This window comes from Deefgea salmonis (genome assembly GCF_020531905.1).
GTDB classification, from domain to species: domain Bacteria; phylum Pseudomonadota; class Gammaproteobacteria; order Burkholderiales; family Chitinibacteraceae; genus Deefgea; species Deefgea salmonis.
Genome location: NZ_JAJAWG010000002.1, coordinates 359,121 through 383,443 on the forward strand (window position 1 = coordinate 359,121; position 24,323 = coordinate 383,443).

Genomic DNA, 24,323 nt, shown 5'->3' on the forward strand with positions numbered 1-24,323 from the left:
TTTCGCTTTTTTATTACCGTTTCACATTGATCTTCGCGCGCTTTGCAGCAAGCAGCGCTGGGCAGCGTGATCGACTTATTCGGTCAAACCATTGTGGCGTAGCAGCGCATCAATCGCTGGTGCGCGGCCACGGAAGGCGGCGAACGACTCGGCTGCAGGGCGTGAGCCACCGACGGCTAAAATTTCTTTACGGAAACGTGCGCCGACTTCGGCATTCACTACGCTGCTGCTGGTTTGATCCGCAGCTTCTTCAAATGCTGCGTAGGCATCGGCGCTGAGTACTTCGGCCCATTTATAGCTGTAATACCCTGCGGCATAACCGCCAGCAAAAATATGGCTAAACGATTGCGGGAAGCGGTTGTATTCCGGTGGCAATGGCAGCGCCAATTCTTGCTGCACCGCTTGGGCAAAGGCGCTTAAATCTCCGGCAGAAACCGCTTCGGATTTTTGATGCAAAGCCATATCAAAAATCGAGAAATACAATTGGCGTTGCAAGCCAGAGCCGCTATGGAAGTTTTTTGCCGCCAACATTTTATCGAACAATGGGCGGGGTATTGCTTCGCCGGTATCGGTGTGATGCGTCAGCGCAGGCAATACCTGCCATTCCCAGCAGAAGTTCTCCATAAACTGGCTTGGCAATTCCACTGCATCCCATTCCACGCCGCTAATGCCTGAAACTTCCAATTCATCGACTTCAGTCAGCAAATGATGCAGCGCATGGCCCATTTCGTGGAACAGCGTAATCACATCGTCGTGTGGCAACATCGCATCTTTGCCGTCCACGCCGCTGGCGAAATTACACACAATCAGCGCCACTGGCGTTTGCACGGTGCCATCCGCGCGCAATTTACGGCCGCGCACATCATTCATCCACGCGCCGCCTTGCTTGCCTTCGCGGGCATGCAAATCCATATACAGGCCACCGACCAAACTGCCGTCATTGTTCTTGAGATCAAAGTAGCGTACATCGGTATGCCACACTGGGGCTTGGCTCGCAACGAACTGCAGGCCATACAGCTCAGAAATCAATTTAAATAAGCCAGTCAGCACTGTTGGCTCGGTGAAGTATTGTTTTACTTCTTGCTCGCTAAACGAGTATTTTTGCTCGCGCAGGCGCTCAGACACCAAGGCCACATCCCAAGCTTGCAGCTTTTCAATGCCAAATTCAGCCTTAGCAAAGCTTTCAAGCTCGGCACGATCGGCCAGCATAAACGGCTTGGCGCGTTGGGCCAAATCGCTTAAAAAGGCTATGACTTGCTGTGGGCTATCGGCCATTTTAGTGACCAGTGATTCTTCGCCAAAATTCTTAAAGCCCAATAAAGTCGCCGCTTCTTGGCGTAGCGCCAAGATTTCTGGGATCAATTTACCGTTATCCCATTCAGCCTTGCCAAATTCCGAAGCGCGGGTGGAATACGCTTTATACAGTTGCTCGCGCAAAGCGCGATTTTGCACGTATTGCATTACCGGCATATACGACGGCATTTTTAGCGTGATTTTGTAGCCGTCTTTTTCGTCGGCTTTTGCCGCCGCTGCCGCAGCCGAAAGGTTATCGGCTGGCAAGCCAGTCAATTCTGCCGCAGTGACATACAGCGCAAAATCATCAGTGGCATCGAGTACGTTTTGCGAGAATTTAGTCGTGAGCTCAGATAGTTTTTCTTCGATATCTTTAAAGCGATCTTTTTGCTCAGTTGGTAATTCCGCGCCCGACAAGACAAAGCCGCGAATCGCATCATCAATCACCGTTTTGCGGGTTGGATTTAAGCTGGCGTATTCGCGCTCTTTCACCGCTTTGTATAGTGCGAATAGCTTTTCGTTTTGGCCGATTTCAGTAAAAAAGTTTGAAATCCGTGGAATATTGGCGTTATACACTTCGCGCAATTCGGGTGAATTGACCACCGATTCCAAATGCGCCACCACCCCCCAAGCGCGGCCAAGGTTTTCGAGCGGGGCTTCGAGCACACTCAAACTATCCCAAGACGCATCGCTAATTTGCTCAGCTTGGGCAATTGCCGCCGCCGCAGTGGCTAACAAAATATCCAGCGCCGGATTCACGTGTTCAGGTTTGACTTCGCTGTAGCGCGGTAAATCGGCAAAATCGAGTAGGGGATTGGCTTGGGTCATGGTTGGTCTCGGGTAGAATGGCTTTAATTGAAAGTTTGTAAAAAGCTTTTTACCACAGAGGCACAGAGGCACAGAGAAAACCAATTTAAGGGTGAGGTGTTTGGTTAAAAATCATTCCCCAGACACCTGAACCTGCATCTTACGTTTTTCCTCTGTGTCTTTGTGCCTCTGTGGTGGGTTTTTAATGTGCTTGCAGATCGCAAGTTTTGATCATTATTAAATGGGCGTGAGTCGCCTTAATTCAAGGAGCAACAATGTCGATTGAACAATTTGACGGTATCCACCCAGAAATCGGCGCCGGAGCTTGGGTACACGCGCAAGCGAGTGTGATTGGTGAAGTCAAACTCGGTGACAACGTCTCAATTTGGCCGGGCGCTGTGCTGCGTGGCGATGTGAATCATATCCACGTTGGCAAAGACAGCAATGTGCAAGACAACAGCGTGCTACACACCACCCACAAACGCCCTGATGATCCACTTGGCGCACCACTGATGATCGGCGAGCGTGTCACCATCGGCCACGGCGTGATGCTGCACGGCTGCACCATCGGTAATGAATGCCTCATCGGCATGGGCACCATCGTGCTCGATCGCGCCATCATCGAAGACCACGTGATGATCGGCGCCGGATCCTTAGTGCCACCAAATAAAGTATTACGCTCGGGCTATTTGTATATGGGCCGACCGGTGAAAGAAGTGCGGGAATTAAGCGCTGATGAAATTAAGCATTTTGCTTATTCGGCAGCGCATTATGTGCGGTTGATGGGGAAGTATGTGGGGAATTTTTTATAGATTCGGATTTGATTTTTAGTATTTGGGGTTATACATGTGCATCAACGATATTTAAGGACAAAGGTTATGAGATTTGTTTTTTTATTTGCAGTTATTGCCCTTACTTTAACTGGCTGTGCTAGTAATAGTGGCCGCTTTGGTATTAATTCATTCAATGCTGGGAATGCGGTAACAGACCCCGATGAGAAGCTGCAGTTTTACACCAAGGCTTTTGAAGAGGCTAAAACTGCAGAAGTTAAAGGAATGGCTGCTAATAATATTGGAGCAGTTTATATATCAAAAATGAAGCTAGAAAAAAGAAGAAGCTCTGAGCAATACAAATTAAAATGGGAAGGGATAAAATGGTATGCGCTTGCAGCTCGTTATGGTAACAAAATGGCAATTCAAAATTTAGAAGGAGCCGGTGAAAAAATACCAGAGCCAGATCTCGCTAATTATAAAGAAAATAGCCAAGACTCACAGGTTAGCAATGACGTTATAACATTGTTACTTCAAGTTGCAGGAGGGCTGGCGCAAGGGTATGCCAATGCAAACACCAATTCTTATGATTCATCTTCAGGTGCATTTAACCCTGAATTAAGTACTGGGAAGCTAAACATATCAAGAAAAGATGATAATTTTTATGAAGTTACCAATACAAGCAACACAATTAAAACAAAATTTTGCTTTGAGTATGTGTATTACGAAGATGTTACTTACGTTAAAAACTTGTCGAAATTATTTTTTAAAAATGGAAAGTCTTGTGATGTTGATGCCATTTATTAAATAAGCACTGTAGGTACGATTAGCGAAGCGTAATCGTACGCATGTGTCCATTCCCCCGATTTCGCTTTGCTCTATCGGGGCTACGGAACTGATAAAGTCCAACGTTTACCGCGAGTATTGATGCAAACAAAACCGCTGGATTATTCCAGCGGTTTTGTTGTTTATGCGGCTGCGCCGCGTGGTTTTGGTGCGCGTTCCGCCGCGCGGGCGGGAAGGGGCCTTTGCTTCTGCAAAGCCCCCTTCACCCCAAAGCAGCCCCCGGTATCTGCGCCGACTTCGTCGGTGCCCTCGCTGCGGACAATCGAGGCGGTTGCGCTCAAAACTCGGCCTGCGGCCTCAAACAATGAGCGCAAAAACCCCGCCCCGCTTGTTCCTCGCTCGGCTTGATACAGGGGATAGAAAACCATAATTCCACCATTGGCGTGCTTGGTTTCGTGCTGGTGCTGGGTCAGCATGGCTGGGTTCGGGTTCGGGTTCGGGTTCGGGTTCGGGTCTGTGATGGTATTTTCTTGTAGACCTTGAATTACAAAGCGTTGCTGGCAATACATCTAAATATGATCTTGATCGTGGGTCTGGGGCTTGAGATCCCGTCCAAGCGCACCGAGTGCGAAGCGAGACGAACAGTTTTATCGTTTGGCTTGCGACAATCGAGGGCATCGGGGACCGATGCGCGCTCGGGTCGCCTTTCTTTCGCCTACCTTGCTTTGGCGAAGCAAAGAAAGGTAGGTGCCGCGCGGCATGAGCGCGACTTCCTGCGAAAGAACACGGTCTTGTACCGCGAACGGCGCAATAGCATAGGGTGCTGAAAGCGACGCGAACGCACCGTTGCAATGGTTATTTGCACCGCATACGGCGCAATTGGCGGTGAAATTTAAAACCGTCAGATCATTCTGGCGGTTTTTTTATGTGCTGCGTTGTGGGTTTAAAACTTAATGCACGGGCGGCCAGCGGCGAGGGCGTAGCAGGGGCAGTTGTCGAATGTGCCGTTGGGATTGACGACTAAACGATGGGCGTCGATTTTGCACCAGCGTTGGCTGCTGGGCTCTTGTGCATGGTCGATGTCTAGGCTGTTGCTGCTGCTTTCTCCGGCGGCAACGAAGTAGAATGCGCTATTGTCATCCCACACTTTGACTGGTTTTTGGCTGTGATTGATCACTCGACCATTGAGCGGCCATGGCCAATGACCATCGTGCTCTTTTTCTTTGAGGATAAAAAAAGCCATTGCCACACCGAGGAGGCTCAAGGCGATGAGCGAAAAAAAGAAAGTCTTTGCAGTCATACGGGGGGGATAAAAAATGTAGGTGGTTTATTTTATCTGTAAAACGCTAGTAAGATTTAATTTGTTGCGCTGCGGCATTCAATGACGCCGATGCCGTGTGCTAAAGCAATCGGTATTGATTCGTGCGAGATTGGCTGTTCATCGCCAAAGCGGGTAGCGCCTCATCGTCGAAAGCATGATATCCAATGCTAATCGCATTATTGGCGAATTGCCGCTTCGTGCCGAATATATGATGGTATTGCTCTGTAGCACTTGATTTGTAATGCCTTTATGGCAATACCGCGATGGGTATGGTGTGTTGTTGGTAAGGGATTGGCGGGTTAGGTCTTCGGCGAATCGCACCGTGGCGATGGTTATTTGCGGCTGATGCGGTGCAACGCCCTACGTCGCGATAGCAGTATGCTGGCAAGTTGTGGTTGAGCGTTACGCTATTGCCAATCCCCAATCCCCAATCCCCAATCCCCAATCCCCAATCCCCAATCCCCAATCCCTAACCCAACACTTATTTGACTTTGATCTTACTTGCGGTGTTGGCTTTGTGGCGTGACTGGCCTATGATGGTGCGGTTGGATTTGATTGTTCACTTTTTGGAGTAAGACGAATGAAAAAAGGTTTAATTTGCACGGGTGCTTTGTTGCTTGCGTTGTCTTTACCGGCTTTAGCGTCGAGCGCTGAAGAGTTGGTGGCATCGTCGGCACCGGGTGCGGTGACTTTGCTCGAAGCAGTGAAGGCCAATGGCACGATTGCTGCGATTGATACCGCAACGCGTAAAGTCACGTTGAAAAACGCTGCGGGCCAAACCATGAGCGTGATGGCGGGGGAAAATGTTAAAAACTTTGACAAGCTCAAAGTAGGCGACAAAGTAAATGCCGAATACTTGCAAGTGCTGACTTTGGAATTGCTAGGTTCTGGCTCGAATGTACGTGAGCGGATTACTGAAACCAGCAGCGCTTCAGCACCTGCGGCCAAGGCCGGTGGTTTTGTTGGCGAGCAGCTCACTGTGGTGGGTAATGTAATTGGTGTGGATGCCAAAAAACACACCATTCGTGTGCAAGGCGTGAATCGCACCGTGACTTTAAAAGTGCGTGATCCAGCGCAGTTTAAAATGATCAAAAAAGGCGATCAAATCAAAGGCACTTACACGCAAGCTTTGGCGATGCTAGTTTCTGCGGCTAAATAAGCCTAAATCAGCGCAGTGAGCCTCATTGGCTTACAAAAGCCTCGCGTTGGCGAGGCTTTTTCTTGGGCGCGACTTGGGTTTTGGCTGGGTTTTCTGGGGATAAATGGGTTTTATTACCATTTTAGGTGCGAGTGAGTTGGGCTTGAGTTGTGGTTTTTTCGTGCAAATTCAGTGTTTTTATTACCAATCAGCTTGGCATCGCGGTGTTGCCGACGTTGCGCTGGCTTGACAGCAATGATCGCTAGACTGGATGATGTCGCCATGTTACTGAATTCGACCCCTACATATTTTTCTTATTATTATCTGGCTCGCCAACCGGCAGCCCGATGGGTCGCGTTCATTTAAATTACACCAAATGAATGATCCAAGGCCGCCGTAATGGGCGGCCTTGTTGCATTGGTGCCGCCCCAAAACGTTTGTCTGGATCTGGATTGTTGGTTTACGACAAAGGATCATGATGACAACTCGTTCGACTTGGGGCTCTAAGCTGGGTTTTATTTTGGCGGCCGCTGGCTCGGCCATTGGCTTGGGCGCGATTTGGAAATTCCCCTATGTCACCGCGATGAATGGCGGTGGCGTGTTTATTTTATTATTCCTGTTGTTTAGTTTTACCCTCGGCTTGGCGCAGATGGTCGTCGAGTTCACGCTGGGCCGCAGCGCGCAAACCGGGCCGGTGGGCATGTTTGGCCAATTGGCGGGTAAAGCTTGGCCGCTGATTGGCTTGATGGGGATTTTTGCCGGCTTTGTTTTATATAGTTTTTACAGTGTGATTGGCGGCTGGACTATTGGGTATCTGGTACTAGCGCTTGATGGCAGTGTTGTTACCGGTAATACCCAAGTATTAAAGTCTATCTTTACTGGCTTTGTAGCGCACAGCTATTGGCCGATTTTGGCGCACGCCGCTTTTGTTTTAGCCACGCTGGGTATTGTGATTGGCGGGGTAGAAAAAGGCATTGAGCGCGCCAGTAAGTTATTGATGCCGGCGCTGTTGCTGCTGATGTTGATCTTAATTGCTCGGGTGTTAACCTTGCCCGGGGCGTGGGATGGGGTGAAGCTGTTTTTTACGCCGGATTTTTCTAAGCTCACGCCGACGATGGCGATGGATGCTTTGGGTTTGGCGTTTTTCTCTTTGTCTTTGGGTACGGGCGGCATGATCGCGTATGGCTCTTACCTTAAGCAGCAAACGCCGGTGTTGCATTCGGCGATGTGGGTGGTGGGTTTATCGTGCGCGGTGGCGATTTTGGCCGGTTTGATGATTTTTCCGGCGCTGCATGTATTTGGGCTCGATCCGGCGGCGGGGCCGGGTTTAACCTTTATGACCATGCCGGTGGTGTTTGCCAGCTTGCCCTTGGGCCAGTTGTGGGCGATTGCTTTTTTTGCTTTATTGACGCTGGCGGCACTGACGTCATCGGTTTCGATGCTCGAATTGATCGCAACGCTGTTTTTGGATGAATTTAAATTACCGCGTCGGCCAGTGATTTTGCTGTTGTCGCTGGTGGTATTTTTGTGTGGTATTCCAGCCTCTTTGTCGTTTGGCCCATGGGCTGATGTGACTGCGTGGGGCAAAAATATTTTTGAACTGATGGATTACAGCGTGGCCAATGTCATGATGCCGATTGGTGGGATTGCCGTGGCGCTGTTTGCTGGCTGGCGAGTTTGGCCGCATGTGGCGCAGCATTGTGGTTTAGCAGGCGGGGCATTATGGGGCTTAAAGTGGAGTTGCCGCGTGCTCGCGCCGGTGTCGATTGGCGTGTTATTACTCAAGAATTTATAAAGCAGCGATCTAAACACAGTTCACTTAACGCAAAACCTTGAAAATCTGACGCAGAGGTGCAGAGGTGCAGAGGTGCAGAGGCGCAGAGGAAATTAAGGGGTTTTTCGATTGATTTTCTCTGCGTCAAAAGCGATAGCAGACATGAAATCGAGGGGAAAAAAATGCCGCTCACTTGGCTTAAGTGAGCGGCATTACAGCCGAGGCTGGGTTTACTGCCAATCGGATCAACAGGAAAATCGATTAGAAGCTGTAAGTGCTACCAAAACGAATGCGCCATTCAGCATCGTGTTGTTTGTTGGCGGTTTCGCCTAAGTAACCGACTTCGGTGTAAACGCGAACTGCAGGCGTTAGTTTGTATCCCAAGCCCACGTTGTGTTCGTAGTAGTTGCTGCTGTTGTTCACGTATTCAAAGTCATTGAGTTTGTGATCCCAACGGAAGTTGTAATAAGTGCTGGTTTTTTCGTCCAATGTTTTGTGCAACCAGAAGTCAGCACGCAGCACTTCGTCGTGTTCAAACTTGCCGTTTAAGTCTTTTTCTGACCAGCCTTTAAAGTCGTAACGCAAACGGCTGTCAAAGCGCCAAGTTGGGGCAAATTCCCAGTTGGCACGCACGTAGGCTTTGTAAGCTTCGCCTTTGTTTTTAACGGTTTGCACCAAGAAACCGGGCTGCAAAGTCACCGCCGCATTGAGTTTGTGTTTGTAATACAGTTCAAACTCGGTATCGATCCAGTTCATTTGATCAATCCCTTCGCCCGAACGGCTGGTATTGCTCATCGTGTACTCAACACCACCACCAAAACCATTGGCCATTTCGTGGCTTAGTAAAAAGCGAGATTCGTATTTTTCGCTGCCCGTTTTGTAGCCGCCACGGAAATCGATGCTTGTTGCGTGTGCTTGAATGGCAATGGCGCTGCAAGTCAGAGCGATCAGGTATTTAATCTTCATGATTTAAATTCTCGAATAAAATGGAAAGTAAAATGGCCGTGCCATTACGTTGATCATAATTCGCTTATATTTGGCAGGTAAATGGTATTTATTACAATTTATCTTGGCTTTTGCGATTTTGTTTAATGTTTCTGTGGTTGTCAGAAATTGGAAATAAAAAAGTAACTTGAGGTCATTCAGCTGTTTGGCGGAATGACGGCGTATAAAATCGATTGTTGTAAAATTGATTCATTAAATTAAATTTTATTGCCACGAGCGCTATATTTAATATATGAACTTAAATAATTAAATATGACATTTAATTATTTAAGTCGAAATTGGTGATTAATAAAAAGCGCATTGTGTAGATTTAATTTTAATGGATCAATGACGCGCAAGCGCTTGGCCGCTGTAGAATGCAGACTTATCTGAGATTGAGATTGTCGTCGTCAATGGAGTTGTGATGTTGTTACAGCGTGGTTTAAAAAGCGTGTTGACCACTTGGTTGTCGGGTCTATTGGCTTTGTTGCCTTTTTTGCTCACTATTTCGCTGTTGGCGTGGGTGGTGAATTTACTCAATGATTATTTAGGCCCCAATAGTTTGGTCGGGCGCTTATTTTCGATTATTGGCCAGCCGGTGGTGGATCATCCTATCTTTGGTTATTTGATTGGCTGGGTGATGCTACTTGGGTCGATTTATCCCTTGGGTATTTTGGTGCGCTCGCGATTAAAAAAACCATTGGCGGCACTGGTCGATAGCACGGTGCGACGGATTCCGGTGATTGGCAGTTTTTATAATATGGCCGATCGCTTTGTGAGCTTGCTCGATCAAAAGCAAGACGCTGATATTGGCGCGATGAGTCCGGTGTGGTGTTTGTTTGGCGGGGATGGCGTGGCGGTCTTGGCCTTGATGCCCAATCCCGTGCCGATTGAGATTGATGGTCGCGAGTATCAGGCGATTTTAGTGCCGACCGCGCCAGTGCCGATTGGTGGTGGTTTGTTGTATATCCCCAAGGAATGGATACGGCCTGCGAATATTGGCGTGGATAAACTGACCAGTATTTATGTGTCAATGGGGATTACACCGCCGCCGTCACTGAAAAAAGCCAGCCAAATGACGCCGGTGATTTATCCCGACTCACGGGCTTTATAGGCTTGATGCTGATGCAGCGATTGCGCCGCAGTAAAAAAACGCCCGAATCACATCGGGCGTTTTGTTTTGAGCGTTTAGACCACCCACTGACCATCACGGTAGACGACGTCATCGCCAAATTGGACTGAATCGGTAATGGCAAATACGTCGATATGATATTTGCCTTCACCACGCTTGATGTGCGGCTTGGCGTAAATACCGTGCTTCATGCCCAGTGATAAATGAATGCCACACATTCGTTCATAGCTGCCAATATCGCTGACGGTACGCGCAAAACTAAAGGCGCGGTTCATGCCCAGACCCAGTTCTCGAACCCAGACCACGCCGCCTTCATCGGCGCGAATCATCGCCAGCATAGCGTCAAATTCAGGCGTGGAGTCAATCACCTCAATCACTTGGCTTTTTGCAATCACCAAGGTGATGGGCGTAGCGGGGCGGTTCACGCGAAAGCGGGTGTCGCCAAAAATAAAGATCCGCACTCGACCATGCACCAAATCTAAATCCGCCGCTTCGGTAAACACTTCACCCAATGGAAATTGCCCGCCGGTATTATTCATCTGGCGGTAGTCGCCAATATTGAGTTTGGCCGATTCAAATGGCGTCGCAAAAATCAGTTGATTGCCGGCGCCGCTATCGATCATGCCGTGCGGTGCGGCATCGATTTTGGCTTTGAGCGCATGGCCTACGTCGCGGTAATAGCTTGGATCGTAAGCCAATGAGTCGATGTAGTAGGCGACTTCTGCGCCGGGCATTCGGCCTAAGTGAGGATGCTCAATCACTTTGAGGCCGCGCTTAAACAGCTCAACCCGAATCCGAAAGGCTTCAAGGCGAAAGTGCGTCGATTGCACCAATACGACTAAGTCTTTGGCGGCAAGATCGGCAAATTCGGCCAGCACTTGCTCGGGCGTGCTGTGGTCAAAATCAATAAAATGGGCGTGCGGCAGGCAATGGCGGTAAGCGGCGGTGAGGGTGACGGCCAATTCGCTGCGGCTATCAAACACCACCACCGCTTTTTCTGCCGCGCTGTGTTCAAAGGCAATGCGCAGTACATCGCTTAAATGCTGCTGGGCAAGCGCCACCAGCGCGCTGGACGCGGTAAAAATCGGGCTTTCAGGATTGCTGCTTGAGTCGTTCATCGTTGGCTTGGCTTATCAAATTAAATGGCAAAAATCGGGCGGATTGGCCGCAGTCTGTTAGGACGTATGATTCTGATTTTCTGCGGGCCGCTGCGCTTAGCGCCGCATGCGTGCGTCGAGCTGCTCAACTTGTGCGCGCGCCCATGGCGTACGGCGCAAAAAAGTGAGGCTGGATTTGATCGACGGCTCATTGGAAAAACACTTGATCGGAATGCGCCGGGCGAGCTCTTTCCAGCCAAAATGATCGACTAAGTCGGTGAGCATTTTTTCTAGTGTAATGCCGTGCTGCGGGTCTTGGTTGTACATACTGCGGTCCTCGATTGGGATTATTTTTAACCCATTTAGATCATTATTGAGCGTTGTTCAGATTGGGGGTTGATGCTGTGCCGCGCTCGTTGGTCTGGGGCTTAATCACCCGTTCAAGCGCACCGAGATCAACATCGCCTTTCTTTTCCCCGTTTTAGCTACGCAGAAACTTCGTTTTCTTTGGCGAGTCAAAGAAAGAGGGGCCGCCACTGACTGCGACTGTAAACAGCCGTGCCGCAGGCACTTAAAACCATTAACACATAATCTGAGCTTCACTCGTAATTAATAGGTATCTTTCGCTATGACTTATGGTATGACTGCTAGCGGCATATACCCATTGTTAATGCTGAATCAATAAAAAAGCCCAACTGCGCGTTGGGCTGATTGTCGCTAAGGTGGGCAGTTTAATTAAATAAACCTTTCCACCACAAACGAATCGTATCCCATGCCCGGCCAAAAATATTGGCTTCTTCAACTGAAGTAATCGCTACCACTTGGCGCTCAGAAAGGACCTTGCCGTCGAGGCTGATTTTCATCATGCCAACCACTTGGCCTTCTTTGATCGGTGCCATTAAAGGTTGCTGGCTGACTAGGTCAATTTTAAGCTTTGCGGCATCACCTTTGGGAACGGTGATGTATTGGTCTTGCATAAAGCCAACGCCAACGGTGTCGGCTTTGCCTTTCCATACCGGCACTTGCTGTACGGCTTGTTTGGCGGTGTACAGGCGTGGCGTTTCAAAAAATTGTGCGCCCCAGTTGAGTAATTTTGACGACTCGGTGGCGCGCACTTCTGGGCTGGTGGTACCGACAACCACTGAAATCAAGCGACGACCATCGCGTTTACTTGAGGCGACTAGATTGTAGCCAGCAGAAGCCGTGTGGCCGGTTTTCATGCCGTCAACAAAGGGGTCGCGGTAGAGCAATAAATTGCGATTGGGCTGGCTGATATTGTTGTACTTGAATTCTTTAATGCCATAAATCGGGTAGAACTCAGGGAAGTCTTTGATGATGGCGGTGGCTAAACGGCCTAAATCACTGGTGGTGACCAATAAAGCCGGGTCAGGTAAGCCGGTGCTATTGGTAAAAAATGAGTTGTGTAGACCAAGGCGTTTGGCTTCTTTGTTCATCAATTGCGCAAACACTTCTTCGCTACCGGCAATGGCTTCGGCCAAGGTGACGCAAGCGTCGTTACCGCTTTGCACAATCATGCCTTTGATCAGATCATCCACGGTGGCTGGCACTTTAGGGTCCAGATACATCCGCGAGCCTTCGGTGCGCCAGCCTTTATCCGAAACCAGCAAGGTTTGGTCAAGTTTGAGTTTGCCTTCTTTCACCATTTTAAAGGTGATGTAGGCGGTCATCATTTTAGTGAGCGATGCGGGCTCGATTTTCATGTCCGGATCACGCGCAGCCAGAACTTGGCCGCTTTGCTTGTCGTAAAGGTAGTACGACTTGGCCGCGATTTCGGGAACCGGCGGCACAAATGCGTGGGCAAGGCTAGGTAGAGCGATTAAGGCGGCAATCAGGCTGGTTTTCATCGAATTCATGGCTATTTAAAAGTGGGTCGGAGCACAAAGGACAGATTATACGGCGTTTAGTGCCGCGAAAACGGGGATTGAATGTCTTTTGCTGCGTTGAAAATTTACATTCACAATAAGCTTGAATGCATTGAGACAAAATACCTAAATTCTTGGGCATTAGGTCACGGGGGATTACGTTTGGCTTTGCGAAAATGCACTTCCTACCTAGGGAGTTGCCGATGCGCTATTTTTTTGTGTTGTCTTTTTTTGTACTGCAGCCCGCGATGGCGATGATTTGGCCTTGGCCGATGAATGGCAAGGTGATCAATTATAGTATTTTGCCCGTTGCTGTTTGGGACGGTGAGCATGGTATCTATACGTTAGCGGCCGGTACCTTTAGCGGCAAGCAAGCGGATATTGATCATATTTTTGATTTTGGCAGCTTTCGCTGGTGCAAGATTGGCCCCAATACGGTGATTGTGAATCGTAAAGGTGAAGTGGAGTCTTGTCCCAAATGGGTGAGTGGTCCGGGTGCTGCGAGTTAATTTCACATCAGAATAAAAAACCGCGCACGGCCACCTTGGATCAAGGTCGCTGTGCGCGGTGATTGCGATTTAAAACGGATAAGTAGGTGCTTGAGCTGAGAGATCGAGCCAAACACCAGTACTGACTTGGTTATATTTAGTGGTTGCGAGTGCGTAAAAAGTTTCCGGTAAGACATCAAGTCCTAAGGCCGCGACTGAACTGATTGCGGTTGGGGTGAGTGTGATGCCATACATCGCGAAAATGTTTTTTAAGTCTTTGCCGATGATTTTTGAGCTTAAAACATAGAGTAAATCAGGGTTGTTAATGGTCTTGTTGTCGGCATAGCTGCCCATTGCGTATTTGCCTTTATTATTGGCATCCCACGCGCGGCTCACCAAGCGATCGCCCTTGGTCAGTAGCGTGAAATAATCCAGACTGGCTTCCATGCTGGGTTTGGCTTCGTTGGCGCGATATTTGCTAAATAAAAACGCCAATTGAAAGTGTACGGCGCGCATTGGGTCTTGAGCTGCCATGGTCCAGAGTCGTTTTTGCATATCGAGGATTTTGGCGTCGCCACTTAAGCCGGTTGCTCGATTGGCCGTGATGTATTGATACAGTAATGGGTGGTTGGTGGTGTGCCCCGTATCCACGCCGAGCGTTTTAAATTGCCGCATCATCTGCGCGCTGGCGAGGATGTTGTTATTGCATTCAACGACACAACCTTGGCCATTAAAATCAATACTCATCACGCGCTGCACCGTGTTGTGACCGAGCTCATGCGCGTGTCCCCAGCCGGTGCCACTGATACCGGCAAAGCCATCGGATGGATTGCCCGAGCAAAGAAATCCACATTGTGCAATCCAGCCAACAAAGTGCTGCACACCTGGTGCGCGATGATATTGCGCATCACTGCATTGCCAGCCAAATTGAGTGCACAACTCTGATACTTTGCTGCTCATTGGCATATTGCTATAGCCATTGGCGATGTGATTGCTATCGAATAAGCTGCCTTTGATTTGATCCAAGATATAGACCTTAGGGTCGATATTGCCCATCGCTTGATTGGCGTAATAAATGGTTTGTTGGATTTCACCGCCGACAAATTTCGCCGTTTGCCAGCCAAAGTCTTTGCGTTTGAGCGCGGCAACGGCCTCGTCAATTTCAGCATCGCTTTGCGGCTTGGTAAAGTCAAAATGCGCATATTTGGCTGTGCCGCGAATTTTTAGTGTGACCGTCTGTCCTGCCACTGCGTTGCCGTAGTTGAGATAGAGCGGACCACCAAAGGGCGAAACAAACACCGTGGCTTTGCTGGTATTGAGTGGCATGGCGAACGATTGCGGACGACGCGGGCGTTTATAGCCTTCGGCCACGTTGTCGGTGAGTGGGTTGCCATAGGCACGCACGTGGTTGGTTTGAATGCTGAGATTGGCGCTGCCGTTGTCGACAATTTCGATCCAGACGGGTTTGCCTGGGATGCTGGCACGGCCAATGGCGGTCGTGCCGCCGGTTTGCGCAATGGTGACGTCGATCAGTTCATCGTTTTGGCTTACTGGAATGCTTTGCGCGGCAACCGGCATAAAGTCACCTTGGCCAGCGCTGGCAAAAGTGGTGTAGCTGCGGTTGTAAGCGAGCCAAGAATCTGAGGCAAAAGTGCGTAAAAACTCACCGGGATTGGTGGTGCGATTGATTTTGCCGTATTGAATGGTTGGACGATAAAGATCGGCCCAAAGAATGAGTAAACGATGCAAATCGGTTGGCGCTTCAGCAAATAGATCGATGCCACTACTTTGTAATGTGGCTATTTCATTGTGAATTTGGCTGATGGCGGAGGTTGCGCGAGTATCTGCCGCTAAGTCAATGCTGAGATTGTCCGTGCCCATTTGTTCGAGTGCTTTGGCTAAGGCGCCCATTTGATCGCCGCGCTGCAATGCGTCAGCGATGGTGCGGTTGCTGTTCACTGATACACCGGCCGCGCCGGCAAAGTAATTGCCAGGATAGCCACCGAGGTCCATCCCCATCGCTTTGGCCACTTTGCGACCACCGCCAGAGTCAATCCAATTAGGGTGCATATAGATAATGGCTTTGCCGCTGGCTTGGTATTGGCGTACCAGCTGAGTTAAGTTGGCATCATCTCTAACACCGGCACCAAATACCAAAACATCCGCATTTTGCCAGCAGGTATTGTTGCTGAGCGTTAAATCACAGCTAATGGTTTCGGGTTTTTTACCCAATAAAGTGATGAATTTGCTCACTGTTGACGCGTCATAGCCCGCAGTGGCAAATCTAAGCGTGTCAGGCAGTGGACCTGCGGCTTTGCCGGTCACAACCCAATTGAATGCGCGGGTAAACAGTGGCAAGTGCTGGGTTTCTTTGGATTTATCGGCCATCCATTTGAGCATATCTACGCCATAAGCCAGGCCACGCCCTTTGCCGTATTGCGAGATGGCGGCCATGCCACTGCCGTCGTCAGCGACAATCAATGGTGAAGCCATGGTGGAGATTGAGCGATTGATTTCAATGCTATTGGTGGTGTGATTGAGCGTTAAATTTAATGTGTTATCAGCATAAATATCGGCTAGCGCCGTGTTTTGCTGCTGTTGATATTGACCTGCTGTTTGCTGCGATAACCGCAGCAAGGTGGCTTTATCACTGCTACTCAAGCCTTGAACGCTTGCGGTTTTAAGCGCGACTTCGATTGGGTCGGGGATCGGTTCAATTGTCGGGGCAGGCGTTGCTGCTGCGCTTGGCTGTGGCGTTGGGGTGACGCCAGGCGCTGTGCTTGGCCCGATTCCTGTTCCACTGCCGCCGCCGAAAGGGGGCTTGCCGTTGTCACCGCCACCACCACCACAGGCGGTTAAGATCAATAAGAGGAGAAGGCTGCCGAAGTGTTTAGTTTTCATGATCGCGCTTTAGGTATTGATATGAAATAAGAGCAAATACTGCTGTTGTTGGGCATTTGCCTTAGTTTTCTTTTCAGCATATTGAATGTAAGCATATTCTGATATGCTATTTTATATTTTTTTTACGGCATTTATGCTCATTACATTGGAGGCAGTTTGCCAGCACGCCAACAACAAACGGTGCAGCTGCGTTATTTACAAGGCTTGTATATACGCTATCGTGATCGTCCAGCTTTACTGACTGAGCTTGAATGTTTGTTTGGTTTGCGCCAAGTTGCGGTAGATAGTTTGTCGGAAATCGCCGCTGAATCGGCTTTGCAATTGAATGAGTATTTACACGCGATCGGTGATCCACATGCCATGAGTTGGGTTGCCAGTCAGCTTGATTTGGCTGCTGGTGATGGCTTTCTGTATTACTTACGCAGTGCCAATGTCTTAGAAACGGCGATAGCGGAACTCCTGCGTTTTGCACCGATGTTGTTTTCGGATGGGGAAATTCGAGTCATCACAGAGGCCGAGCAATGGCAAATACAATTGTCACCGCAGCCCCAGACTGAGCGTTTAGGGTGCTTATTGCGTTATGAGGCCATTGTTGTTTGGCTCATTCGCGGGGTGAGTTGTATTGTAGGTGGCGATGTACGCCCGCTGTCGGTGCGTGTGATGACGGCTAAAACGGACTCGACAGAGCTCGATGCATTGTGTGCAGCGCCGGTGTGTTATCAAGCCAGCGACTTTAGTGTGGTCTGGCCTAATCATTATTTAAAAACCAAATTACCCGGATTTAGTGCCAGTTTGCATCTGACTTTGCAAAGTTTGTTCAATCAACGATTGCAGCATTTTCAGGCTCAGCACACTTTGCTGTGGCGTACGTGGCAGCATTTAGCGCGAGGGCAGCAGTTGGCTTGGGCTGATTTAGCCAATACTGCCCATGCATTGGGTTTAAGTAGCGCTTCATTTCGCCGCCAACTGAGTTTAGAGGGAACGAGCTTTCGGCAAATTAGTGTGCAAATGAAGCGTAGTCGGGCGATTCATGCTTTGCTGGATCCCAAAATCCGACTTGATGATCTTGCTCATCTATTGGGATTTGCCGAAAGAAGTACTTTTGAGCGTGCTTTTGGTCTGTGGTTTGCATGGTCTCCGAGTCAATTTCGTCGTGAATTGAATCAATCTTTTCCACGTCGACAAAATACAAAATGGCATGTTGCTGAGGTTTGGTCTTTCGCTGAATGTCACTCTGAGCGATTGGACGAGGCTTTGGATCAAGAGCGAGTTGTATGGTCGAAGTTGGCGCCTTATTGGCTAGATAATCCAAAACATACCGCTTTACTATTGGTTGAACTCAATCTGCTAGAGATTGATTTTAATCAGGGTATGCATGCGTTTGCCAAGTTTGAATATAGCTTAGAGTCCTATACCTACCGAAATCTGTTGTGCTCTTCGCGGGGCGTGCCACCTTCTTTATACCAAGAGCAGTATCGGCGTGCGATGTGGGCGGCCAATTTTTCACGGGCAGTGCTTGAAGATTGCGCGTTCGCCGCTTTGGATGCTGAGCATGGATTGATGGTTTGGGCGGCTTTTTTTCATCGCCTAGCAACGCCGCTGGAGGATTTACCGTTCGCCGAGCATTGTCGGCGTAGTGCTTTATTACTGATTTTGTGGGGGATAAATGCCGATGTGCTGGTCTATTTATTGCGCTGGTCAAATAATGCAACGCTTATTTCTGATTATTTGGAACACGCTTTAGATTATTTATCTGCTCGATTAGATCGGCGAACTCTGATTGATGAGGATTGGCGTGCTGAGTTTGGGTCGCAGGACAAGGTTTATTCTCAATGGGATTTGATTTTAAAGCGAATTCAAGCTCGGGATCAAAGTCCAAATCCAAATCCAAATCCAAGTTGTATTGAATGATTTTTGCTATTGTTTTCCGTGGGGTGTTGTTTGAACTTTTTATGCAAAAAGCACTCAAAATGAGTGAAAAAATTCGACTTAAAAATGAGCTGCTGGAGGCTTACCGTGTAAGCAGTTTGCTGTATTACTTGGATAAAAGCACAGCAGCTCAGGTTTAGTTTTGAGTTGGTTTGATACTTGATTGTTGCTCTAACTGATTAATCCAATCGCCCCCTAGACTGAGATATAAATTCGCAGCACTACTTAGATATGCTACTCGTGCGGATGTGGCCGATTGTTGGGCAGAATAGGCTTGACGTTGTGCATCGAGAACGGTTAAGTAGGGTGCCAAACCGCCATTGTATTGCAGTGATGCGAGTGTCGAATATTCCACATTGGTATTGACCAGTTGTGTCAGTGAATTTAGGGCTTTGCCATCGGCTTGATAGCTTGATAAAGCATTTTCTACATCAGCAAAAGACTGTTGTATCGTTTGTAAATAACGTTGCTCTGCGGCTTGGGTTTGTGCTTCTGCCGTTTTTACCTGCCCTTGCGTTGAGCCGCCTGAAAATACGCTGCCACTGGCTTGTGCGGCTAGATTCCAAATCGAGCTACCTGCTTTGAGTAAATTATGTAGTTGTTCGCTAACACCGCCAGCCAAACTAGTGAGCGAGATTTGTGGGAAGTATTGTGCACGAGCAACGCCAATTTGTGCATTAGCTGCTTCAAGTTGTCTTTCTGCTTCTAAAATATCAGGTCGATTGCTTAATAAGCTAGAAGGTAAAGCGCTAGGAATAACCGGTGCTGTTAAGGCATCCAGTGCTTTACCTCGGGTGATTGGCCCTGGATTACGGCCCATTAAAATGGAGAGTGCATTTTCGGTGCTGACAATGGCTTTTTCTATTGGTGGAACATTCGATTGTGCTTCTTGATATTGGCTTCGGACTTGCTCAAGCGTTATTCGAGCAATAACGCCGTATTTGAATTGCAATTCAAATAATTCCACGCTGCGTTGATAGCTATTGACCGTATCTTTGGCGATGCGAAGCTGTTGATCTAGGCCGCGTAATTGCAAATACGTTTGCACTGTTGCGCCAGCCACGCTCAGCAATACACCACGACGCGCTTGTTTGCTGGCTTCTAATTGCGCGTTAGCCGATTCACTTTGACGGCGCAATCCACCCCATAAGTCGATTTCCCAGTTCACATTACCGGCAACTTGATAGCTATTGCTGACGCGTTGACCACCAGCTAAACGCTCGCTGCTAGAGAGTCCACGGGCAGCGCCCGCTTGATAGCCAATCGAGGGGTAAAGTGCTGAGCGAGCAACAGTGAGTTGTCCTGCTGCTGCGTTGATATTGGCAAGGGCAATGGCAAGATTACGATTGCGTTGCACTGCTTCTTGCACATACTGGTCAAGTACGGGGTCATTAAATTGTCGCCACCACTCAGTATCTAGTGTGTCTTGCTTTGCGTTATTGGATGCAAATTGAAAGCTTGCGGGTATGTCGACTGCAGGGCGTTGATAATCAGGTCCAACAGCGCAGGCAGAAAGTAAAGTGATGCTCACTAAAGGAGTTAGGTATTTCATTGTGGCTGCTCCTCTGTTGGGCTTGCGTCAGACTTTGGCTCAGCTACTTCGGGAGCTGATTTGGTTTTGTTTTTTTCGCGCCAACTTTCAAAGTGATAATAAAACAACGGCACATAAATTAAAGCCAGTGAGGAAAGTAAAACCATCCCACCAATAATGCCAGTACCAATAGAGTGGCGCGCATTAGCGCCACTGCCTGATGCGAGTGCCAAAGGTAATGTACCTAACATAAATGCGAGTGAAGTCATAATAATGGCGCGTAAACGTAACTCACCGGCTTCAACCGCTGATTCGAGCAAGCTATGGCCTGCTTGATGCTGCTTGATGGCAAACTCTACGATCAAAATCGCATTTTTCGCAGCCAAACCCACTAAAACCAATAAGCCAATCTGCATATAGACATCGTTATCTAGCCCACGTAACCAAGTGAAAATTAAGGCGCCTAGCAAGCCAAAAGGCACGGCACAGATGACGGCTGCGGGGAGTGACCATGATTCAAATAGAGCGGCCAGAATCAGAAAGACCATTAAGATGCCAAGCAAGAAAATATAAATCGAATCATTACCCGAGGTCGTTTCTGAATAAGATAAGCCTGCCCACGCATAGCTGTAGCTACTTGGCAATGTTGCCGCAGCAACCTCTTTGAGGGCGGTGATTGCTTGACCTGAGCTGTAACCTGGGTTGGGTGAACCAATAATGTTGACCGCCGGAAACCCATTAAAGTGCGACATAATCGTTGGGCCATTGACAAAGCTCATATTCACAACCGCAGACAAAGGCACCATGTCACCATTTTGTGAGCGAGTATAAATTTGGTCAATGTCTTCAGGCTTTTGCCGATAGCGTGCTTCAGCTTGCATGGTGACATCCCAAACTCGACTGTATTGATTAAATTGGCTCACCCTTAAAGAGCCAAATTGGGCTTGTAGAGCAGATAAAACATCAGCAATGGGCACGCCAATGAGATTGCTTTGTTCGCGATTAATCGTTACTTTTAATTGCTGGCTATTGGCATTGAAAGTACTGGTTAGACCGCCTAATTCTGGCCGTTTACTGGCTGCAGCAACAAATTTTTGTAGTACTTGCTGCATTTGTTCTGGAGTATCAGTACCTTTGTTTTGTAGCCAAATTTCAAAGCCACCAGAAGTACCAATGCCAGGTATGGGAGGAGGTACTAATGGAATAACCGCTCCACTGGTCATACCCCTAGTTTCTTTGGCAATTTGTTGGGTAACGGCAAAAACGGATTCTGATGCCGATTTTCTTTCATCGAATGGTTTTAAACCAATAAATGCAGTTGCTGCATTTGTTTTAACTTGCCCATCGAGCATACTAAAACCATTAATCATGGTGTTGTAGTTAACTGATGGATTGTCGCGAATGACCTTATTGAGCTGTTCGCCAGCACTAATGGTTCTTTGTAGGCTTGCTGCTTCGGGCATCATTAAAGCTGCAAGCATATAGCCTTGATCTTCTTGTGGCACAAAGCTTGTTGGCACTATTCTGAACAACTGCCACAAACCAACGACCATAACCGCCAATAGCAAAACAGAAAGCGCTGAGCGACGAATAATCGTATGTGAAATAACCCCATATGATTTCGTTAGTTGAGCAAACCAATTGTTAAACCAAGCAAAAAAACCTTTGGTTGGCGGCGAAGTTCGTTTGAGTAAGATGGCACACAGTGTTGGCGTGAGCGTAAGCGCAGTTACACCTGATATCAAAACACCACTTGCAATCGTGGTTGCAAATTGTTTATAGAGTTGCCCTGTTGTACCTGAAACAAACAAAGCGGGAATGAAAACAGCAGAAAGAACGAGTGTCATGCTTAAAACTGCGCCAGAGACTTCATCCATCGCAAGAATCGCGGCGTCTTTTACTGACATTTCTGGGTTTTCGTGCATTGTATGTTCTACGTGTTCGATAACCACGATTGCATCGTCAACGACTAAACCAATAGCAAGTACTAAGCCAAATAAAGTTAATAAATTAACCGAAAATCCCATGGCAGCTAAGCCAATAAACGCACCTAATAAAGAGACAATAATCGCGACTGTGGCAATGACTGTGGCGCGGAGATTTTGTAAAAATAAATACATTACACAAATAACAAGTAACAATGCTTCGAACAATGTAATAACAACTTCTTTAATTGAATCTCGAACAAAATCAGTGGTATCTAAGGCGATGGTATAATCTAAGCCACTAGGGAAGTCTGTTTTTGCATTACTCAGCGTTGCTCGTATTGCATTTGAAACATCAATACTATTTGCCCCTGCTTGAAGATAAACACCAATTGCTGATGTAGGTCGGTTATTAAATACATTTTCACCCGAATAATATTGCCGACCAAACTCTATTTTTGCGACGTCTTTCAGATGGACAATTGCATTGCCATTTTGCGACGCTTTAATAATCATATTTTCGTAAATGGTTGGGTCTGAAAACGCACCGTCAGTCACGACAGGAAACGTCATTTCGACGGTGCCTTCGTTAGGCGCTTGCCCAATTTGTCCAGCACCAACCAGCGCATTTTGGCTGGAGATCGCTGATTTAATATCGCTAGTGGTCACGCCTAAAGAGGCCATATTGCGAGGATTTAACCAAATTCGCATCGCTTGGTTTGGTGAACCAAATAAGGTAGCCTGCCCAGCGCCGGGAACGCGTTTGATCGCATCCATGATATTAATATTGGTGTAGTTATCGAGCTGTGCGGAGGACATTTTTCCCGATTTATCGTAGACAGCAATCACCATCAAAATACTCGATGATTGTTTTTCTACAGAGACCCCATTTTGCGCAACAATTGCTGGTAATTGCGGTAATGCGCGATCTACTCGATTTTGTACTTGAACTTGAGCAATATCCGGATCGGTTTCTAGATTGAAGTAAGCCGTAATGGTAATGGTGCCGCTCGATGAGCTGCTTGACTTCATATAAAGTAAATTATCAACGCCAATAATTTGCTGCTCAATGGGCGCTGCGACGGTTTGTGCGACTGTTTGTGCATCTGCGCCTGGGTAATTTGCGGTAACTTGGATTTGCACCGGTGCAATCACCGGATATTGTTCGACTGGCAGGCTATAGAGCGCCAACGCACCCACAATTGAAATGACAATGGAAATTACTGCGGCAAAAATTGGCCGTTCAATAAAAAATCGAGAAAACATAGTTGGCCTCGTTTATTTTTTTGCTGCAGAAGGGGCTTCGTTAGCCGGAGTTAAACCAAGGGATTTATTCATTTCTGCAGCACTTAACGGAGTCACTTTGAGTGGTGCTTCTGGGCGCAAGGTAGTCACGCCATCAACGATGACTTGTTCACCCGCATTTAAACCACTATTGACAAACCAGCCCAAACCTCGCCACGGCCCGGTCGTCACTGGGCGATATTCGGCTTGTGAATTTTTACCGACAACCCAAACATAATTTGTTCCTGCTCCTTGCTGTACTGCTCGTTGCGGTAACAAAATGGCGTTTGGACGAACAGCACCTTTTAGTACTACATTGACATACTGATTGGGTAGTAAGGCCCCATTGGGGTTGTCTACTGAGGCCCTGACCATGAAAGTACCGGTATTACTATTATAAAAAGGCGAGGCAAAAGTGAGCTTGCCCCTTTGTGCATAAATTTGATTATTTCCAAGTAAAATTTCTGCTTCATATATGCCGTTTGCGGGGGCGCGTAGCAACCCTTTTTTTGTTGCTTCTGTTTGGCTTTGGCGCTGATTCTCAGAAACGCTAAAATTGATCCACATTGGTGACAATGTCGCGACAGTGGTCATTTTGCTATTGCTAGCGTCGATATAAGTGCCAACCGAGGGAATAGCCATCCCGCTGATGCCATCCACTGGCGAAGTAATCACGGTGTAGCTTAAATTTAATTCGGCTTGAGTTACATTGGCTTTTGCTTGACTCACACTGGCTTTGGCTTGTTGGTGGGTGCCTATAGCATTATCTAGATCCGCTTGGGAGGCTGCGCCGCGTGGTGTTAATTCGTTGTATCGGTTTAAAGTGAGTTGTGCTGTATTTAAGGCAGCTTGATTACTGGCTAGTTGAGCACGTGCAGCGTCTAAGGCCGCTTGAAATGGTCGTTGATCAAGTTTAAATAAAACTTGATTTTTGCTGACTTTGCCACCTTCGGTATAACTCTTACTATCAAGGTAACCAGAGACTCGAGCATGGATGTCGACATTTTGCGAGCTTTCGACACGTGCCACAAAAGGAAAATCAACCGGTATATCTTGTGCTGCAATGGTCATTGCTGTAACTGCAGTTGCTGGAGGGGGCGAATCTTCTGTTTTTTTACAGCCAGACAAAGTAATGAGGGTTGCAATAAAGAGGCTGCTATACCATCTTGCATGAATATTACGCTGAGTCATGCAGTTCATATTTCTCTCCGATATATATTGAGTGAAGCAGCTTTAATTTTAATTAGACTGTTTATTGCACTCATTTTAAAATTTTTAAT

The 24,323-nt window shown here is 47.9% G+C and carries 20 protein-coding genes; 9 read left to right on the forward strand and 11 right to left on the reverse strand.

The genetic code is table 11. The annotated features are described in order from the left end of the window. Positions 1-75: 75 nt before the first annotated feature. Positions 76-2,121 (reverse strand): M3 family metallopeptidase, encoded by a 2,046-nt coding sequence (locus tag LG219_RS05375; RefSeq protein ID WP_226763508.1) that lies wholly within the window; start codon positions 2,119-2,121, stop codon positions 76-78. A 254-nt stretch (positions 2,122-2,375) separates the two neighbouring features. Here LG219_RS05375 and LG219_RS05380 point away from each other — a divergent pair, with 254 nt between their 5' ends. After that, the gene (locus tag LG219_RS05380) at positions 2,376-2,912 is read left to right on the forward strand and encodes a gamma carbonic anhydrase family protein (RefSeq protein ID WP_226763509.1); all 537 of its coding nucleotides are present in this window, start codon (positions 2,376-2,378) and stop codon (positions 2,910-2,912) included. Positions 2,913-2,978: 66 nt separating this feature from the next. After that, a complete protein-coding gene (locus LG219_RS05385; protein WP_226763510.1) occupies positions 2,979-3,677 on the forward strand; it encodes a hypothetical protein in 699 nt (232 codons plus the stop codon). Between the two features lie 161 nt (positions 3,678-3,838). Here LG219_RS05385 and LG219_RS05390 read toward each other — a convergent pair whose 3' ends face one another. Together LG219_RS05390 and LG219_RS05395 are read right to left on the reverse strand one after the other, a co-directional pair. Continuing rightward, the gene (locus LG219_RS05390; protein WP_226763511.1) at positions 3,839-4,132 is read right to left on the reverse strand and encodes a hypothetical protein; all 294 of its coding nucleotides are present in this window, start codon (positions 4,130-4,132) and stop codon (positions 3,839-3,841) included. A 467-nt stretch (positions 4,133-4,599) separates the two neighbouring features. Next, positions 4,600-4,899 carry a hypothetical protein gene (locus LG219_RS05395; RefSeq protein WP_226763512.1) on the reverse strand — a complete coding sequence of 100 codons (300 nt, stop codon included), beginning with the start codon at positions 4,897-4,899 and terminating at the stop codon, positions 4,600-4,602. Between the two features lie 658 nt (positions 4,900-5,557). Here LG219_RS05395 and LG219_RS05400 point away from each other — a divergent pair. The 3 genes from LG219_RS05400 to LG219_RS05405 all read left to right on the forward strand — a co-directional run bounded on the left by LG219_RS05400 (position 5,558) and on the right by LG219_RS05405 (position 7,910). After that, a complete protein-coding gene (locus LG219_RS05400; RefSeq protein ID WP_226763513.1) occupies positions 5,558-6,136 on the forward strand; it encodes a copper-binding protein in 579 nt (192 codons plus the stop codon). A gap of 103 nt (positions 6,137-6,239) precedes the next feature. Beyond that, on the forward strand, positions 6,240-6,365 hold the full coding sequence (locus LG219_RS15390; RefSeq protein WP_284691526.1) for a hypothetical protein: 126 nt from the start codon (positions 6,240-6,242) through the stop codon (positions 6,363-6,365). A gap of 225 nt (positions 6,366-6,590) precedes the next feature. Beyond that, positions 6,591-7,910 carry a sodium-dependent transporter gene (locus LG219_RS05405; protein ID WP_226763514.1) on the forward strand — a complete coding sequence of 440 codons (1,320 nt, stop codon included), beginning with the start codon at positions 6,591-6,593 and terminating at the stop codon, positions 7,908-7,910. Between the two features lie 240 nt (positions 7,911-8,150). On the opposite strand, the gene LG219_RS05410 is transcribed toward LG219_RS05405, so the two are convergent. Continuing rightward, entirely contained in the window at positions 8,151-8,855 is a 705-nt protein-coding gene (locus LG219_RS05410; protein ID WP_226763515.1) for an oligogalacturonate-specific porin KdgM family protein, read from the reverse strand. A 442-nt stretch (positions 8,856-9,297) separates the two neighbouring features. Between LG219_RS05410 and LG219_RS05415 the strand changes: the two genes are divergently transcribed. Then, positions 9,298-9,987, forward strand: a complete 690-nt coding sequence (locus LG219_RS05415) for a DUF502 domain-containing protein (protein WP_226763516.1) — start codon at positions 9,298-9,300, stop codon at positions 9,985-9,987. A 74-nt stretch (positions 9,988-10,061) separates the two neighbouring features. On the opposite strand, the gene LG219_RS05420 is transcribed toward LG219_RS05415, so the two are convergent. From LG219_RS05420 to LG219_RS05430, 3 genes are all read right to left on the reverse strand, one after another. Further along, the gene (locus LG219_RS05420) at positions 10,062-11,123 is read right to left on the reverse strand and encodes a M29 family metallopeptidase (RefSeq protein WP_226763517.1); all 1,062 of its coding nucleotides are present in this window, start codon (positions 11,121-11,123) and stop codon (positions 10,062-10,064) included. 96 nt (positions 11,124-11,219) lie between these two features. Beyond that, positions 11,220-11,429, reverse strand: a complete 210-nt coding sequence (locus tag LG219_RS05425; RefSeq protein WP_226763518.1) for a VF530 family protein — start codon at positions 11,427-11,429, stop codon at positions 11,220-11,222. A gap of 404 nt (positions 11,430-11,833) precedes the next feature. Continuing rightward, complete coding sequence (locus LG219_RS05430) at positions 11,834-12,976, reverse strand: D-alanyl-D-alanine carboxypeptidase family protein (RefSeq protein ID WP_373314824.1); 1,143 nt, start codon at positions 12,974-12,976, stop codon at positions 11,834-11,836. Between the two features lie 212 nt (positions 12,977-13,188). On the opposite strand from LG219_RS05430, the gene LG219_RS05435 reads away from it, so the two are divergent. Beyond that, entirely contained in the window at positions 13,189-13,494 is a 306-nt protein-coding gene (locus LG219_RS05435) for a hypothetical protein (protein ID WP_226763519.1), read from the forward strand. A 69-nt stretch (positions 13,495-13,563) separates the two neighbouring features. Here LG219_RS05435 and LG219_RS05440 read toward each other — a convergent pair whose 3' ends face one another. Next, the gene (locus LG219_RS05440; RefSeq protein ID WP_226763520.1) at positions 13,564-16,374 is read right to left on the reverse strand and encodes an ImpA family metalloprotease; all 2,811 of its coding nucleotides are present in this window, start codon (positions 16,372-16,374) and stop codon (positions 13,564-13,566) included. Positions 16,375-16,530: 156 nt separating this feature from the next. On the opposite strand from LG219_RS05440, the gene LG219_RS05445 reads away from it, so the two are divergent. Together LG219_RS05445 and LG219_RS05450 are read left to right on the forward strand one after the other, a co-directional pair. Further along, positions 16,531-18,285 carry a helix-turn-helix domain-containing protein gene (locus LG219_RS05445; protein ID WP_226763521.1) on the forward strand — a complete coding sequence of 585 codons (1,755 nt, stop codon included), beginning with the start codon at positions 16,531-16,533 and terminating at the stop codon, positions 18,283-18,285. Continuing rightward, the gene (locus tag LG219_RS05450; RefSeq protein ID WP_226763522.1) at positions 18,282-18,443 is read left to right on the forward strand and encodes a hypothetical protein; all 162 of its coding nucleotides are present in this window, start codon (positions 18,282-18,284) and stop codon (positions 18,441-18,443) included. The genes LG219_RS05445 and LG219_RS05450 overlap by 4 nt, the downstream gene beginning before the upstream one ends. On the opposite strand, the gene LG219_RS05455 is transcribed toward LG219_RS05450, so the two are convergent. Genes LG219_RS05455 through LG219_RS05465 form a run of 3 tightly spaced genes read right to left on the reverse strand, consistent with a single transcriptional unit; the run spans position 18,440 to position 24,243 of the window. Then, a complete protein-coding gene (locus tag LG219_RS05455; protein ID WP_226763523.1) occupies positions 18,440-19,855 on the reverse strand; it encodes an efflux transporter outer membrane subunit in 1,416 nt (471 codons plus the stop codon). The two genes, LG219_RS05450 and LG219_RS05455, sit on opposite strands and share 4 nt — an antisense overlap. After that, entirely contained in the window at positions 19,852-23,025 is a 3,174-nt protein-coding gene (locus LG219_RS05460) for an efflux RND transporter permease subunit (protein WP_226763524.1), read from the reverse strand. Before LG219_RS05460 ends, LG219_RS05455 begins: the two co-directional genes overlap by 4 nt. Before the next feature lie 12 nt (positions 23,026-23,037). Next, positions 23,038-24,243 (reverse strand): efflux RND transporter periplasmic adaptor subunit, encoded by a 1,206-nt coding sequence (locus LG219_RS05465; RefSeq protein WP_226763525.1) that lies wholly within the window; start codon positions 24,241-24,243, stop codon positions 23,038-23,040. Positions 24,244-24,323 lie beyond the last annotated feature (80 nt).

Coding starts and splice junctions, on each gene's coding strand:
- LG219_RS05385 (WP_226763510.1), top strand. CDS start 2,979: ATGAGATTTGTTTTTTTATTTGCAGTTATTGCCCTTACTTTAACTGGC.
- LG219_RS05410 (WP_226763515.1), bottom strand. CDS start 8,855: ATGAAGATTAAATACCTGATCGCTCTGACTTGCAGCGCCATTGCCATT.
- LG219_RS05375 (WP_226763508.1), bottom strand. CDS start 2,121: ATGACCCAAGCCAATCCCCTACTCGATTTTGCCGATTTACCGCGCTAC.
- LG219_RS05395 (WP_226763512.1), bottom strand. CDS start 4,899: ATGGCTTTTTTTATCCTCAAAGAAAAAGAGCACGATGGTCATTGGCCA.
- LG219_RS15390 (WP_284691526.1), top strand. CDS start 6,240: ATGGGTTTTATTACCATTTTAGGTGCGAGTGAGTTGGGCTTGAGTTGT.
- LG219_RS05455 (WP_226763523.1), bottom strand. CDS start 19,855: ATGAAATACCTAACTCCTTTAGTGAGCATCACTTTACTTTCTGCCTGC.
- LG219_RS05405 (WP_226763514.1), top strand. CDS start 6,591: ATGATGACAACTCGTTCGACTTGGGGCTCTAAGCTGGGTTTTATTTTG.
- LG219_RS05450 (WP_226763522.1), top strand. CDS start 18,282: ATGATTTTTGCTATTGTTTTCCGTGGGGTGTTGTTTGAACTTTTTATG.
- LG219_RS05440 (WP_226763520.1), bottom strand. CDS start 16,374: ATGAAAACTAAACACTTCGGCAGCCTTCTCCTCTTATTGATCTTAACC.
- LG219_RS05460 (WP_226763524.1), bottom strand. CDS start 23,025: ATGTTTTCTCGATTTTTTATTGAACGGCCAATTTTTGCCGCAGTAATT.
- LG219_RS05380 (WP_226763509.1), top strand. CDS start 2,376: ATGTCGATTGAACAATTTGACGGTATCCACCCAGAAATCGGCGCCGGA.
- LG219_RS05430 (WP_373314824.1), bottom strand. CDS start 12,976: ATGAATTCGATGAAAACCAGCCTGATTGCCGCCTTAATCGCTCTACCT.
- LG219_RS05435 (WP_226763519.1), top strand. CDS start 13,189: ATGCGCTATTTTTTTGTGTTGTCTTTTTTTGTACTGCAGCCCGCGATG.
- LG219_RS05465 (WP_226763525.1), bottom strand. CDS start 24,243: ATGAACTGCATGACTCAGCGTAATATTCATGCAAGATGGTATAGCAGC.
- LG219_RS05420 (WP_226763517.1), bottom strand. CDS start 11,123: ATGAACGACTCAAGCAGCAATCCTGAAAGCCCGATTTTTACCGCGTCC.
- LG219_RS05390 (WP_226763511.1), bottom strand. CDS start 4,132: ATGCTGACCCAGCACCAGCACGAAACCAAGCACGCCAATGGTGGAATT.
- LG219_RS05415 (WP_226763516.1), top strand. CDS start 9,298: ATGTTGTTACAGCGTGGTTTAAAAAGCGTGTTGACCACTTGGTTGTCG.
- LG219_RS05425 (WP_226763518.1), bottom strand. CDS start 11,429: ATGTACAACCAAGACCCGCAGCACGGCATTACACTAGAAAAAATGCTC.
- LG219_RS05400 (WP_226763513.1), top strand. CDS start 5,558: ATGAAAAAAGGTTTAATTTGCACGGGTGCTTTGTTGCTTGCGTTGTCT.